The organism is Acinetobacter pseudolwoffii (genome assembly GCF_002803605.1).
Lineage (GTDB): Bacteria > Pseudomonadota > Gammaproteobacteria > Pseudomonadales > Moraxellaceae > Acinetobacter > Acinetobacter pseudolwoffii.
In genome coordinates, this window is record NZ_PHRG01000003.1 from 414061 (window position 1) to 428452 (window position 14392).

The following is a 14392-nucleotide window of genomic DNA, read 5'->3' on the forward strand; positions in this document are numbered from 1 at the left end:
AAAGTAAAGTCTGATTTGGATAATAATTTTGTGGCTATTTCATCTAATCCTAGGCTTAAAAAAATTCAATCCTTTATAATCACTACAAAGCAAAATGCATGATAAGAGTACGATAATGTTTCGATGGCTTGAAAGACTGGTTGATCCCTATCCCACCAAAAACCTGAATCAACCTTTACCGACCAAGTTTTTTCCATTTGTCTGGCAGGCAGCCTACGGTGTGCGCCGTTATTTGCTGATTCTGGTGCTGTGTACGGCCGGTGCTGCCAGCTTTGAAGCCTTACTCTACTCAAAAATTGGCGATCTGGTAAATTGGCTCAGCAAAAGCCAGCCAGATACTTTTCTGGAACAACATGCCAGCAACCTAACCTTGCTGAGCATTATCCTGCTGGCCAATATTTTCTTTGCCAGTGCCCAATCCCTGATCAAGCACCAGATTTTGTATAGCAACTTTCCGATGCGGTTACGCTGGCGCTTTCATAATTTACTGATGAAACAAAGTCTGGATTTTTTCCATAATGATTTTGCCGGACGTTTATCTGCCAAAGTCATGCAAACGGCGCTGGCCATCCGGGAATTCTGGGTCATTTTGGGAGATATGCTGGCCTATGTGCTGATTTATTTCGTCACCATCAATATCGTTTTAGGCAATATTTCTCCCTATTTAGTTATCCCTTTGATGGTGTGGCTACTGCTATTTATCTGTGCGGCCTGGTACTTTATTCCGCGTTTAAGCAAGATTTCCAAGTCACAGGCCGATGCGCGTGCCGTCATGACCGGCCGTGTCACCGATGCCTATACCAATATCCAGACTGTCAAGCTGTTTGCCCATGCTGGTCGAGAAAGCCAGTATGCTAAAACCTCCATGCAGGAATTTATGGTCACGGTTTACAAACAGATGCGTCTGGGGGCTCAGTATGAAATCAGTATTTTATTTCTGAGCATTATTCTCTATGGCGGTGTGTTGGGTACGGCCATCTGGCTATGGATGGAAGGACAGGCCGAATTGGGCATTATTGCAGCCACCACGGCCATGATACTCAAACTGAACAGTATTGCCGAGTTTATGATGTGGCAGACCTCTGCCCTGTTTGAAAATGTCGGGACCATTCAGGATGGTATGAAAACTTTAGGCCGCAAGATTGCCATTGAAGATAAACCCAATGCCAAAGAGCTACAGCTTCAGCATGGTGAAATTAAATTCGACAATGTCAGCTTTGCCTATAATGATAAAAATGTCATTGACCAGTTTAACCTGACCATTCGCCCGGGTGAAAAAATCGGGATTGTGGGACGTTCAGGCGCAGGTAAATCGACCCTGATTCAGTTATTGCTGCATTTTTATCATCTTGACCAAGGTCGTATTTTAATCGATGGGCAGAACATTGAAGATGTGACGCAGGACAGTTTGCGTAAGAACATTGCTTTAGTGACTCAAGACACTTCGCTGCTGCACCGTACCGTTGCAGAGAACATCAAATATGGTCGTCCTGATGCAACCGATCAAGAGATGTATGAAGCGGTACGTAAAGCCAAAGCAGAAGAGTTTATTCCTCATCTGACCGACTTACGCGGCAAAAGAGGCTATGAGGCTTATGTCGGTGAGCGTGGTGTAAAACTTTCTGGTGGTCAACGTCAACGTGTTGCAATCGCACGGGTATTTCTAAAAGATGCACCCATTTTGATTCTGGATGAAGCCACCAGTGCGCTGGATTCTGAAGTCGAAGCGGCCATTCAAAACAGCCTCGATGATCTGATGCAAGGCAAAACCGTAATTGCCATTGCGCATCGTTTATCGACAATTGCCCAGATGGATCGCCTGATTGTAATGGATCAAGGCAAAATTGCCGAGCAAGGTACCCATGATGAACTGGTAGCATTAAATGGAATCTACGCCCAGCTTTGGCAGCGTCAAACGGGCGGATTACTGATACAACAACAGATCAAAGCAACGAAGGATCGTGAATAATGCTGTATTTGGAAGATTTGAACATCGCTGACCGCTTTAGCAGCCGTAAATATCATATGGGACTGGAAGAAATTCAAAATTTTGCCCGGGCTTATGACCCACAAGTCTTTCATACTGATGAACAGCAAGCTGCAGCCCATCCGGTATTTCAGGGAATTGCCGCCAGTGGTTGGCATACTGCGGCAGTGGTTATGCGCTTGTGGACTGAATGTTTTCCTGTGGCTTATGGGCTCATTGGTTCAGAGTCGCATCTGCGTTGGCCTTGTCCGACCCGCCCCGGGGATGAAATTCACGTCGAAGTCGAAATCATGGATATTCAGCCCTCCAGAAGCAAAACTGATCGTGGGATCGTTAGCTACCAGACGCAGGCATTTGACCAGCATCATAAAATGATTTTTAGTTCAACCACTAAAATTGTGGTATTTAAACGAGGATTTTCTCCGGTTTAAATTGATTTTTAGGCGAAATTCAGGCTAATCTGCCACAATGATTGTGGCAATAGCCAAAACTTTGTCCAACAATTTTAATGAAAAAAATGGCAGTTTCATGCCAATATCAGACCATAAATAAAAAAATTTAAGTGAGTGCAACGGATCGCGCATGAAAACAATTGCTCCACGCCAAGATCAGGGAATTCCAGGTGTATACGCTCTTTTGCTGCTCGATGTCATTTCCCGCTGGGGATATAATGACGAATCGTTGTTCAAGTCCTTTGGCCTGAGTACGGAGCAGCTGGCGGATCCTGATTTTCGCATCCCGACACCTGTGGCCAATGAACTGGTCAAACATGCCCTCAAGCTGAGCGGTGAACCGACACTTGGTTATCATCTGGGTACCCAGATGCGGATTTCTATTCATGGTTTTATCGGCTATGCCATCATGACGGCCAAGGATATTACCGATGCATTAGTACTGGCCAACCGTTTCATCCAGCTGCGTATGCCCTTTTTACAGCTATTCTTTTCGACCTTTGGTGCCAAGGCTACAGTCCAGTTGCAAACCGATATTCAGCTGGAACCCTTACGCACCGAAATCTCGATTGCACTGATTTTTGGCATGATCAGTATGGCCAAGGCCATTACCGGAATTGATTATGCCGCTGGAGAAATCGATTTTGATTTCAAAAAACCGGAAGGCTTTGAACGCTTTATGGCCAAATTTCCACATCATCAGTTTCGCTTTGAACAGCCGCATTTGATCTTGAGTTTTGATAAGAGCTACCTGATGAACAAGCTGGTGCATGCCGATCCGATTGCCAGCCAGATTGCAATTAACCAGTGTGAAACTGAACTCTCGGCCTTGGGCGAGCGACACCGGATTGCGATGCGGGTCCGTGATATTCTGACCCATTCCGAGCAGCATTATCTGAGTATTGAAAGTGTGGCAGATCGTCTGCATATGTCCGACCGCACCCTAAAACGTCAGCTGGCGGCTGAAGGTACCTCTTTTTCTACGCTGGTCGATGAAGTACGCTACCGGCATGCGACGTCGTTATTGTCCCGGACCGACTTTAGCTTGGAGCAGATTGCTGATGAACTTGGTTATAGTGATGTCGCCAATTTTAGCCGGGCATTTAAACGCTGGAGTGGTCGCAGCCCGAGCAACTGGCGCAAAGATCCTTATTTATAAAGGGTCATAAGCCTTTTGTTTTGGCCAAAAAGAATGTATAAAACATGTCAAAAATGATCTAAAGGTTTTTAAGGAGTTATCAATGAATCATCCTTCAGAATTAAAGTACGCAAGTACGCATGAATGGGTACGCATTGAGGGTGATCTTGTTGTGACCGGTATTTCCGACCATGCACAGGATGCATTAGGTGATTTGGTCTATGTAGAGGCACCAGATCTTGATTCACACATCACTGCGGGTCAGCAAGCCGGTGTAGTTGAATCGGTCAAAACTGCGTCTGATATTCATGCACCTGTTTCTGGTATTGTTGTTGAAATCAATCCTGATCTTGAAGATGATCCTGATTTTATTAATGACGATCCCTATGGCAAAGGCTGGATCTATAAAATCAAACCAGACAATATGTCAGATGTTGAACACCTGCTTTCCAATACAGCATATGAAGCTGGCCTATAAACCCGCTTATATTTAGAAAATCAGCCTGCGGGCTGATTTTTTTTATGCCATAGATATTGTTCAGCTTTCCCAATCGGCTTCAATTACATATATTCATATTAAAATATTATTGTATTTTTCACGTATATTTCCTAAAGTACTGAACAGGACGCGCTGCACTCCTGAATATGCCACACTTATTTATAACAATAATTCCCCCATTCTAAGACCAGCGTCTCATCACCCATCATTTTAGGATAATCATGAATGCCATTGTAGCGCCGTTATGGACCAAGTCATTTGTACTGTGTCTGGCCAACAACCTGTTTTTATTTATTTTCTATTTTGCGCAAACCACAATTTTGCCGATTTATATCTTAAAAGAATTAGGTGGTAATCTGACCCAAGCTGGTCTGGCCATGACCTTATTTATGGTCTCTGCCATTGCAGTACGTCCTTTTAGTGGCTTAATTATCGAAAAATTTGGCATACGCAAAACTTTAATTGTCTCAGAAATATTTTTCAGTCTTTTTTCCTTAGCTTACCTGCTCGCTGATCAGCTCACGATTCTGTTTATCATCCGTTTCTTGCATGGCATCTGGTTTAGTATTCTGACCACAGCCTGTGTGCCGGTGGTCAACCAGTTTATTCCAGAACAGCGTAAAGGCGAAGGCATGGGTTATTTTGTCATGTCTGTCAATCTGGGAATTGTCCTGGGGCCTTTAATTGGTCTGAGTTTAATTGAATACTGGTCTTATTTTCAGGTCAGCACCTTGTTGATCGCTTTGGTTTTTATCGGCTTTATCTTCTGTTTACTGATTCCGGTCAAAGAGCCTGAAAAAATGATCGACAACACCGACAAGAAAACATCACTAGGGCTGACTGATTTTGTCGAAAAGAAAGCACTGCCTGTGGCAGGACTTGCCATGCTGATTTCCTTTTCTTATGCCAGCATCATGTCTTTTATCGCGCCATTTGCAGCCAGTAAGGATTTAATGGCCTATGCCGGTTTATTCTTTGTGATATTTGCAATTTCCATGATGAGCCTGCGTCCGATCACTGGAAAAATTTATGACCGCAAAGGTCCACAATACGTGATTTATCCGGCACTGCTGGCTTTTAGTCTGGGTCTGTTTTTACTGAGCCAGATTCAGACTTTATGGGGATTTATGCTGGCTGCGGTTCTGGTCGGAGTCGGTTTTGGTAGTGTGCAACCGTGCATTCAAACCTTAGCCATTCAACGTGCACCAAAACACCGGATTGGCTACGCAACTTCGACTTTTTATACCTGCTATGATCTGGGTATTGCCATTGGCTCAGTCCTGATCGGTGCTATCATTGCCGCTTATAGTTATCAAACTGCTTTTGTGATTTGTGCTGTCTTGACCCTAAGTAGTATGGGATATTTTCATCTGGTGGTTCAGGCTAAAGCAGTCAAAAATAGCTAACCCAAAACAGGCAGAATTCAAATCTACCTGTTTTGATTGTTTCCCAAGACAGTCTTTATTCAGCTACAGCTTGATTTTCTGCTGATTTTTCTTCAGGTTTTGGTTTTTGTAGCATAGAAAACTGCGTACTTTCTCCGACTGCTGCATTATCCTGACGATTACTTTTTAGCTTGATCTGTAAGCGTAATTCATTGGTGGAGTCGGCATTGCGTAACGCTTCCTCATAAGAAATTTCGCCCTGGTTATACAATTCAAATAAGGCCTGGTCAAAGGTTTGCATCCCCAATTCACGGGATTTTGCCATAATCGCTTTCAGCTCATGAAACTCACCTTTCAAAATCAGGTCGGAAATCAATGGCGTATTTAACATGATTTCAATCGCTGCACGACGGCCTTTACCATCCTGCGTCCGAATCAGACGCTGGGAAATAATCGCCTTCATATTCGAGGATAAATCCATCAATAACTGATTGCGGCGCTCTTCCGGGAAGAAGTTAATAATCCGGTCTAAAGTCTGATTGGCATTGTTGGAGTGCAAAGTTCCCAGACAAAGATGCCCGGTTTCGGCAAAAGCAATCGCATGTTCCATGGTTTCAGTATCACGAATTTCCCCGATCAGAATCACATCGGGTGCCTGACGCAAGGTATTTTTCAGCGCATTGTGCCAGGAATGACAGTCCACGCCGACTTCACGATGCGTAATCATGGATTTTTTATGTTTATGTACATACTCCACCGGATCTTCCACGGTAATAATATGCCCGGCTGAATTTTCATTGCGGTAGTCAATCATCGCAGCGAGCGAGGTTGACTTTCCTGAGCCGGTTCCCCCGACCACCAGCACCAGACCACGTTTCTCCATAATCACATGTTTAAGTGAATCAGGAAGTTTGAGCTTCTGGAAATTTGGAATTTCTGCGGTAATAGTACGAATCACCATGCCAACATTGAGTTGTTGCTGGAACACGTTGACCCGAAAACGCGAAACACCCGGCACAGTGATAGCAAAGTTGCACTCCAGTTCCGTTTCAAATTCCTTGCGCTGCTTTTCATTCATCAGACTATAGGCAAACAGCTTGGTTTTTTCAGCCGTCAGTTCTTGCTGTCCAAAAGGCTTCATTAAACCCTGATGTTTAATACTCGGTGGAAAGTCGGCGGTAATAAATAAATCTGAACCACCATATTCGACCACTTTGGTCAGCATGTGGTGCATGAATTTTCGTGCTTCTTCTAAGAGCTCTGTTGCAAACATCAAGATCCCCAAACAACCTGCCATGACATTAAATTATTGAAAAAAAGGTTATATATTCAAATGGATATATTGTCTTTTAATTGTGTAGGGATTTATAAGAGGACACAAACAGATTTTATTTATTTTATAAAATTCATCATCTTATTTGTGTGATGTATTTCATGTTAAGTCAATTTACTGGGAAGCACTTTAAGCTTCTAAAATAAAATGCACTTTCACCAAACCTGTTCAGAGAAAGTGCTTTTAAAGCTTTATGCACTGCGTTTTAGACAGCGAAGCGATAAATGCTGAGCAATGCCAAGCAACAACTGTTCAGTTTTTGCCCAGCCCAGACATCCATCAGTAACTGACTGACCATACACCATCTCTGCAGAAATTTTCTGGTTGCCATCCACCAGATGACTTTCCAGCATCACGCCGCGAACATTGGTCTGCAGGCGTTCTGCGACGATTTGCTCCAGCACTTTAGCTTGCAGCATTGGATTTTTCGCACTGTTGCCATGACTACAGTCAATCACCAGTGCTGGCAATTCTGCTGAGTATTTCGCTTTGATTTTCTCGATTTCTGAGCACTGGTAATTCGGCCCACTGTTTGAGCCACGTAAAATCAAATGTGCTTTAGGATTGCCCTGAGAGTTTAAAATACAGGGTAAACCGGACTGACTCATGCCCAGGAATTGATGCGGATGAGAGGCAGACTGGATTGCATCCAGAGCAATCTGGATTGAACCGTCAGTGCCGTTTTTGAAACCGATGCTGTAGGGCATGTGACTTGAGATTTCACGGTGAATTTGCGATTCACTGGTGCGTGCGCCAATGGCACCCCAAGCCAGTAGATCATCAAAATAAGCAGTTGCCATCGGACTTAAAATTTCAGATGCAATTGGCAAGCCCATTTCAATAATTTTAAGGTATAAAGCACGGGATTTTTCCAGGCCCAATTGCATATTGGAAGAACCATCGAGGTTCGGATCGTAAAGAAAACCTTTCCAGCCCACGGTCGTGCGTGGTTTTTCGATATAAGCACGCATGACCAGAAAAATTTGATCAGACACCTGGGCTTGTAGCTGTTTTAATTTTTCTGCATATTCTAGAGCCGAGGCTTCGTCATGAATGGAACACGGGCCTGTAACCACCATTAAACGATGGTCCTTGCCTTCTAATATATTTTGAATGGTTTGACGTTGTTCAGCGACTTGATGAGCCAATTGCGCAGACAGGGGCAATTGCTGTTTCAGTTGCTGAGGTAAAGTTAAAATGGTTTCAGCGTGATGTTGTTGTGATGTATTTAAGGTATTCATGACTTTAATCCTGGGACTGGCAATCAGTCCAAACTTTTATTTGAGCGTTATGGGTCTAATTAACGAGGTCGAGAGTGTCATGAGCTGACTAAAGTAAGACCAATAAAAGTTGTTAAAATATGAATAGTTAAAGTTTGTCATGGCTGTCTCCAAAGTTTTGTAAAAATGATAAGCATAAAAAAACCTGATCAGGGTTGCCGATCAGGTATAAACTGGTGGGCAACCTGTTCATTGCCCAAACGCATTCAGGCAATTATCTAAACTGCCAGAAATAAAAATATGCGTTTGAAATGATAGGTTGCTTTAACATGTTATGTCTTTCATAAAATGTGAATCTAAAATTAAAATACGCGGTCTCTGCGCATTTGACAAGCATTAAATATAAAAAAATATTTATTAACTTTTCTACTTTTATTTATCAATTTACTAAATAGTGTTGAATATCGATAAAATTGGCAAAACCTGTAAATTTAATATAGGTCTTGCCAATCAAATTCAATACACAGATTAAAAATTAGTGTGTAACGCGATTCCAGGCATCACGTACCGCATATTTCGCCTGTTCCCAGTTTAAACGCGATTGGCCCTTCATCTGTTCCCATTTTACTCTAAGCTCAGGTTCAACATCTTCAAAACGGGTATTGGCATCATAGCTGCCACGGTTTTCATAACCTACACGGTAAGCAGTATCGTAATCGCGGTCATAATCCAGATCGCTGTATGTGGTACGGGCGTCTGAGTAGTATGGGGTATTTACAGAATTATCACGCCAGTAAGCCTGTTCTTCGGTTGGATTTACCGCTTCGCCTATACCTTTGCCGGCCAGACCACCGACCACAGCCCCGACAACACCACCTACAGCAGCACCAACAGGACCACCTGCTGCACCCACTGCTACGCCTGCGGCTGCACCGCCTGCAGCACCCAAACCTGTTCCTACAGGATGTGCACCAGGTTCACCAGTAATCGGATCTGCATTTAAATCGTCGCGGACATCTTTTGGAGAGTTCTTAATAACATCACGATCAAAATTATCATTCGACATAGCGCTTATCCTTATTTTTTAAAATGGTTTAATCACGTATTTTGATACGCTCTATTTAATATAAGCATCTCGAATGTAATGACATTAGCAGGCTTGTGTTGTTTAAGTGATTCTCTGTGACGCTTTCATGCACTAATGTATCCTGAATTAAGTGAAACGCGCATAAAAAAGACCGGTATTAAACCAGTCTTTTCAAAATCAAACGCTCACTTATTCAAAATGAATAACGGTACGAATTGATTTGCCTTCATGCATCAGGTCAAAAGCATCATTGATCTGTTCAAGCGGCATGGTATGCGTCACAAAAGGTTCAAGTTGAATTTCACCTTTCATGGATTGTTCTACCATGCCTGGTAATTGTGAACGACCCTTCACTCCACCAAATGCAGTCCCCATCCATTTACGGCCTGTGACTAACTGGAATGGACGGGTGGAAATTTCTTTACCTGCTCCAGCGACTCCAATAATCACCGACTGACCCCAGCCACGGTGCGCACATTCAAGTGCTGAACGCATCACATCTACATTACCGATACATTCGAATGAATGATCTACACCCCAACCGGTCATTTCAACAATCACTTGCTGGATCGGCTGATCATAGTCTTTTGGATTCAGGAAATCTGTCGCACCAAACTGTTTCGCCAGTTCAAACTTATCCGGATTGGTATCAATCACAATGATGCGGCCAGCTTTAGCCTGACGTGCGCCTTGTACCACAGCAAGACCAATACCACCTAAACCAAATACCGCAACACTGTCACCTTCCTGAACTTTCGCCGTATTATGCACCGCACCAATACCGGTAGTCACACCACAGCCCAGCAGGCAAACATGCTCATGGTTGGCTTCAGGATTAATTTTTGCCAGAGACACTTCAGCAACCACAGTATATTCAGAAAAAGTTGAACACCCCATATAGTGATAAATCGGCTCGCCATTATAAGAGAAACGGGTCGTACCATCTGGCATGACACCTTTACCTTGGGTCGCACGCACAGCAACACACAGGTTGGTCTTACCTGATTTACAGAACAAGCATTCGCCGCACTCAGCAGTATAAAGCGGAATCACGTGATCGCCCGGTTTCAGGCTGGTGACGCCTTCACCTACTTCAACGACCACACCCGCACCTTCATGACCTAAGATCACAGGAAATACACCTTCAGGATCTTCACCAGACAAGGTAAATGCATCGGTATGACACACGCCTGTATGGCTAATTTTTACCAGTACTTCACCTGCTTTTGGTGGAGCAACATCCACTTCTACAATTTTTAATGGCTGGCCTGGACCAAACGCAACTGCTGCACGTGATTTCATGTAAAACTGTCCTTTTTTTGCTGATTTACAGATGACTAACAGTAACCTCTTTCTATTCGGAGATTCAACTATTAACATCACCAGATAAGGAATAAAAGATCCTATAATTAATGGAACATCAATGACTAAACCTTCGCCCTTTGTATGTTTGAGCATTTTTACTTTTAGCATCATGCTTTCTGGCTGTGAACTGGCTCCCAACACTGCTGAAGAAGCGAAAATTACGCCGGTTCGACCTGCGCACTGGATCGACAATCAACTTTCAAAACAACAAATTAATAGCGGTAAAACGGCTTTCTTGCCGCTCTATGATGGCTTTATGAGTATGGCAGCACGTCTGCACCTGATTAACAAAGCTAAATATCATCTGGATCTACAATATTACATTTGGAAGGATGATTATATTGGCAATATGATCTTGTCCCAATTACTTAAAGCCGCCGATCGCGGTGTCAAAGTACGGGTTCAGATTGACGATCAAAATGGTACCCAGCTTGATGACAAGCTTCTTGCTCTAAGCCAACATCCAAATTTTGAAGTTCGGATTTTTAATCCCTATAAATTTCGTCATTTACGTGCGCTGGATTATGGCTTTAGAATGAAACAGATTAATCATCGCATGCACAATAAACTGATCATTGCAGACGGTACCGCAGCTGTCACTGGTGGCCGTAATATCAGCAGTGAATACTTTGATGCCAGCGAAAATTTCCAGTTTACCGATGTCGATATTTTCTTTGCAGGTCAACCCGTCGAAAATGCCAATCAGACCTTCATCAATTTCTGGAATGATAAACTGAGTTATGATGTTCGGCAGACTCTGAATGATTCAGGTCATCCGGAAATGTTAAAAAGGCTAAGAGCTGATTTTGCGCGCGAAGAAGTGGATGAAACTGAATTAAAACGCCGAGTAGGTATTGCCGAAAAACAAGTTGCAGAGCACTTAAAGAAACAACCTATCTACTGGGCACCGGCTTATTTTGTCGCGGATACACCTGCAAAAGCACGTCCGCATGCAAAAAATGGCGATTATATTTACACCCATATGCTTGAACTGATGGGCGAGCCGAAAAATCATCTGGAACTGGTCTCCTCGTATTTTATTCCCACACAAAAAGGCACAGATTATTTAAGTATGCGTGCACAACAGGGTGTCAAAATTAGAATCCTGACCAATTCTTTTCAGGCCAATGATGTAGCTGTGGTACATGCTTATTATCAGCAATATCGTCAGCAACTCTTGAAAAATGGCATCGAACTCTGGGAGTTTAAACCTTATATAGTCCGGCCAGAACGGACTTGGTATGAAATTATGACCGGTGACATCATCCCTGCCAAAAATAAAAACAGTTCGAGTCTACATGCCAAATTTTTTGATCTGGATGGTATGGTGTTTGTGGGTTCATTTAATTTTGATCCGCGTTCAGCTTATCTGAACACCGAAGTCGGTTTGGTGGTTAAATCGGAAGATTTTCAAAAGGAAATCTCTAATGCGATGAATCAATTTTTACCGCGTGTGGCCTATCAGCTCAAACTAAATGAAAAAGATGAAATAATCTGGTTAGAGCATCAAAAAGATGGCCGTACTATTCAGCATGTACATGACCCTGAAACCACAAAATTTCAGCGTTTTATGATGAATCTGGTGACAAAATTCCCCGGGGAATGGCTAATGTAATGACATTGTAATGACTTTGGTATTACACAACGTACAGAATCTATTTTCCGGGCATGGTAGCGTCAAGTCATCTGGCGCTATCATCGCTTAAAGGGTTTTACAGGCGATTAGCCTTGCTTTAAAATTCAACTTTTCCAATATTTTGCGATTTTTTCGCCCTCTACTCCCATGCAATTTTTTGATTTAAGCCGTCAGTTTAAATTCAGTGATATTCTGACGCCTGTAAAAACTCTCCATGATTTATCTCAGCAAGAATGGTATTTGGCCAAAATTCGGGTAGAACATGATTGTCTGTCTGAATCCGATATTATTCAGGGTCAAGTTGTTCTAAAATCCAGTGAAAATATACAGCTCGAGTTAGAGTGGTTGATTCACGATAGCGGTCATGATTTACAGGTATTATTCAAAGGTGTCGAAACTGAAGCGCTTGAAGAAACCTGCGTGATCTTAAAAGGCGCACAACTAGTCGATGAACAACAGCAATTGCTCTCTGCACAGGCGCTCAGTTTATGGATTGATGGGACGTTATTGCCGATGTTGCCAGAGATCCGTCAGGAAATTAAAACCCGTTTAAACCTGTGGGACTATGTGGAATATCAGGATTGAGCAGTGCTTTAGCATTGAAATAAATATAGGGTGACCACATTCACCCTTTTTTATGTGTGAATGTTCTTAAACCAATGAATGCCGAGTATAGCATCCAGCAATAAGACTCTGCTTAAATCATGTCAGCCTGTTCATTATAAAAATAATGAGAAAATAGCAATATAATCACCAAAATTCAGAACAACCTCTTGTTTTAAAAATTCTTACATATTCTAAGTTTAACTAAGAAAAAATCAGAGTGAGCTTCGATTTCATTAATTTTCTCCTGTCATCCGCTAGACCAGTCCAACATCTAAAAAGAGTTGTCGATAAGCTTCAGCTTTTCTATCTAAAGCCAGAGGATAAGCTCGAGATGAAGATGGCATTCGATATAAATGCAGTTCGCGTCCTTCCAGGTTGGTTTGCGTCGGCTCTCCAATTTTGGGCTTTTCTGCATCTTCAGGCATAGACAGCATCATGGTATCGGTGGCTTTATCACCGGTGGTCATAATGTAGGTACATTCTGGGATCTGTAGCAATAAATCCTTTAAATTGGTCGGTACCACAATTTCCAGAAACTTATCTGAAGCATTGCCCGTCAGCCGTCTGATCTGAGAGGCACTATCAAAAATCGCAATTCCAGTCTCCAATAGAAATTCACGGATCAATGATTCCTGAAATTTTTTATTCTCAATATCCAGAAAGTAATCTTTATTTTGAAAGAAAATTAAACCAAAAATCCGCCACATATCGTTTTGATAATTTGGATAATAAAAATTCATTTTCCAGCGAGTTGCTGGTGGTGGAAAACTACCCAACATCAGTAATTTGGCATTTGGCGGTAAAAAAGGCGGTAATGGATGCGTTTCAATATCAGACATAGAATTCCTTAAATTGAGAACTTTCAACTATTTTAGAGTGTCTGCCGAATCTTGCTAGCCACTTCTTGTCCCCAAAGTGTATAAACTTCCTTACTCGGATGAAAACCATCTGCAGCCATTTCTAAATTCATGGCACGATATTTTTCAATATCATATTCAATCCATTGCATGCTGTCTTGGCTTGCTACGAATTTCGCCAGTTGCTGATTCATTTTTTTGGCATATTGTCCAAATAACCAGGCCAAAGGATTTGGTAATGCCGGGAACATATTCATGGGTGGCACACCTGCTGCAATGACCAGTTCAGGACTGAATTTTTGTTGAATCATGGCATATAGTTTTTTCTGTTTTTGAATCCAGATATCAGCCGGCATGAGCTTGGTTACATCATTTACACCAACCGAGCTAATGACCACATCAAAATGTTCTGTCTCCAGTTGTTCTATGGCACGAATCACTTTAGCTGTACTATCCCCTGTTTTTGCATGCAATTTCCATTGAATTTTAAAGTCATGCTGCAAATCTTTTAAAATGGCGCCCAGCAATGCATCATCCTGATGCTCTACCCCAACGCCGGCAGCCGCAGAATCGCCGACAATCAGTATAGAAAGCGGCTGGCCTTGACCGCACGTTCCTTCACGTTCACCCTCCGGTTCTGGGAGTTGCACAGTGTTTTTTTTGACGCGATTGCCCTGAATTACCAATGCTGGGATTAATGCAAGAGTCGATATTTTCAGCCACATAAATCTATACTTTAAATATAAAACAATGAATTAGAACTTTATTGTAACCTGTCATGCTATGAATTTTGATAAAACATCATGTAAATAATTGAATAAATATAT

13 protein-coding genes are annotated in these 14392 nt (G+C 42.5%); 7 read left to right on the forward strand and 6 right to left on the reverse strand.

What is annotated here, in order from left to right; genetic code table 11:
- Positions 1-115 precede the first annotated feature (115 nt).
- The 5 genes from CWI32_RS08835 to CWI32_RS08855 all read left to right on the forward strand — a co-directional run bounded on the left by CWI32_RS08835 (position 116) and on the right by CWI32_RS08855 (position 5482).
- Positions 116-1969: an ABC transporter ATP-binding protein gene (locus CWI32_RS08835; protein ID WP_005096995.1), complete on the forward strand. Its 1854-nt coding sequence runs from the start codon at positions 116-118 to the stop codon at positions 1967-1969.
- Positions 1969-2418, forward strand: coding sequence for a MaoC/PaaZ C-terminal domain-containing protein (locus CWI32_RS08840; RefSeq protein ID WP_005096996.1), 450 nt, complete (start codon positions 1969-1971; stop codon positions 2416-2418). The genes CWI32_RS08835 and CWI32_RS08840 overlap by 1 nt, the downstream gene beginning before the upstream one ends.
- A gap of 151 nt (positions 2419-2569) precedes the next feature.
- Entirely contained in the window at positions 2570-3598 is a 1029-nt protein-coding gene (locus tag CWI32_RS08845; RefSeq protein ID WP_005096998.1) for an AraC family transcriptional regulator, read from the forward strand.
- Between the two features lie 82 nt (positions 3599-3680).
- Positions 3681-4055 (forward strand): glycine cleavage system protein GcvH, encoded by a 375-nt coding sequence (gene gcvH / locus CWI32_RS08850; RefSeq protein WP_005097000.1) that lies wholly within the window; start codon positions 3681-3683, stop codon positions 4053-4055.
- A gap of 242 nt (positions 4056-4297) precedes the next feature.
- Complete coding sequence (locus CWI32_RS08855; RefSeq protein WP_100328583.1) at positions 4298-5482, forward strand: MFS transporter; 1185 nt, start codon at positions 4298-4300, stop codon at positions 5480-5482.
- Between the two features lie 55 nt (positions 5483-5537).
- On the opposite strand, the gene CWI32_RS08860 is transcribed toward CWI32_RS08855, so the two are convergent.
- From CWI32_RS08860 to CWI32_RS08875, 4 genes are all read right to left on the reverse strand, one after another.
- On the reverse strand, positions 5538-6734 hold the full coding sequence (locus CWI32_RS08860) for a PilT/PilU family type 4a pilus ATPase (RefSeq protein WP_074382739.1): 1197 nt from the start codon (positions 6732-6734) through the stop codon (positions 5538-5540).
- A gap of 251 nt (positions 6735-6985) precedes the next feature.
- A complete protein-coding gene (locus CWI32_RS08865; protein WP_100535139.1) occupies positions 6986-8035 on the reverse strand; it encodes a 3-deoxy-7-phosphoheptulonate synthase in 1050 nt (349 codons plus the stop codon).
- A gap of 514 nt (positions 8036-8549) precedes the next feature.
- Positions 8550-9080: a hypothetical protein gene (locus CWI32_RS08870; protein WP_100535140.1), complete on the reverse strand. Its 531-nt coding sequence runs from the start codon at positions 9078-9080 to the stop codon at positions 8550-8552.
- A 210-nt stretch (positions 9081-9290) separates the two neighbouring features.
- Positions 9291-10403 carry an S-(hydroxymethyl)glutathione dehydrogenase/class III alcohol dehydrogenase gene (locus CWI32_RS08875; protein WP_100535141.1) on the reverse strand — a complete coding sequence of 371 codons (1113 nt, stop codon included), beginning with the start codon at positions 10401-10403 and terminating at the stop codon, positions 9291-9293.
- 121 nt (positions 10404-10524) lie between these two features.
- Here CWI32_RS08875 and CWI32_RS08880 point away from each other — a divergent pair, with 121 nt between their 5' ends.
- Positions 10525-12081: a phospholipase D family protein gene (locus CWI32_RS08880; RefSeq protein WP_100535142.1), complete on the forward strand. Its 1557-nt coding sequence runs from the start codon at positions 10525-10527 to the stop codon at positions 12079-12081.
- Positions 12082-12249: 168 nt separating this feature from the next.
- Positions 12250-12687: a hypothetical protein gene (locus CWI32_RS08885; RefSeq protein ID WP_005170745.1), complete on the forward strand. Its 438-nt coding sequence runs from the start codon at positions 12250-12252 to the stop codon at positions 12685-12687.
- Positions 12688-12962: 275 nt separating this feature from the next.
- Here the strand turns inward: CWI32_RS08885 and CWI32_RS08890 are convergent, their stop codons facing one another.
- Together CWI32_RS08890 and CWI32_RS08895 are read right to left on the reverse strand one after the other, a co-directional pair.
- The gene (locus tag CWI32_RS08890; RefSeq protein ID WP_005170739.1) at positions 12963-13547 is read right to left on the reverse strand and encodes a uracil-DNA glycosylase family protein; all 585 of its coding nucleotides are present in this window, start codon (positions 13545-13547) and stop codon (positions 12963-12965) included.
- Positions 13548-13579: 32 nt separating this feature from the next.
- Complete coding sequence (locus CWI32_RS08895; RefSeq protein ID WP_100354800.1) at positions 13580-14290, reverse strand: SGNH/GDSL hydrolase family protein; 711 nt, start codon at positions 14288-14290, stop codon at positions 13580-13582.
- Between the last annotated feature and the right edge of the window lie 102 nt (positions 14291-14392).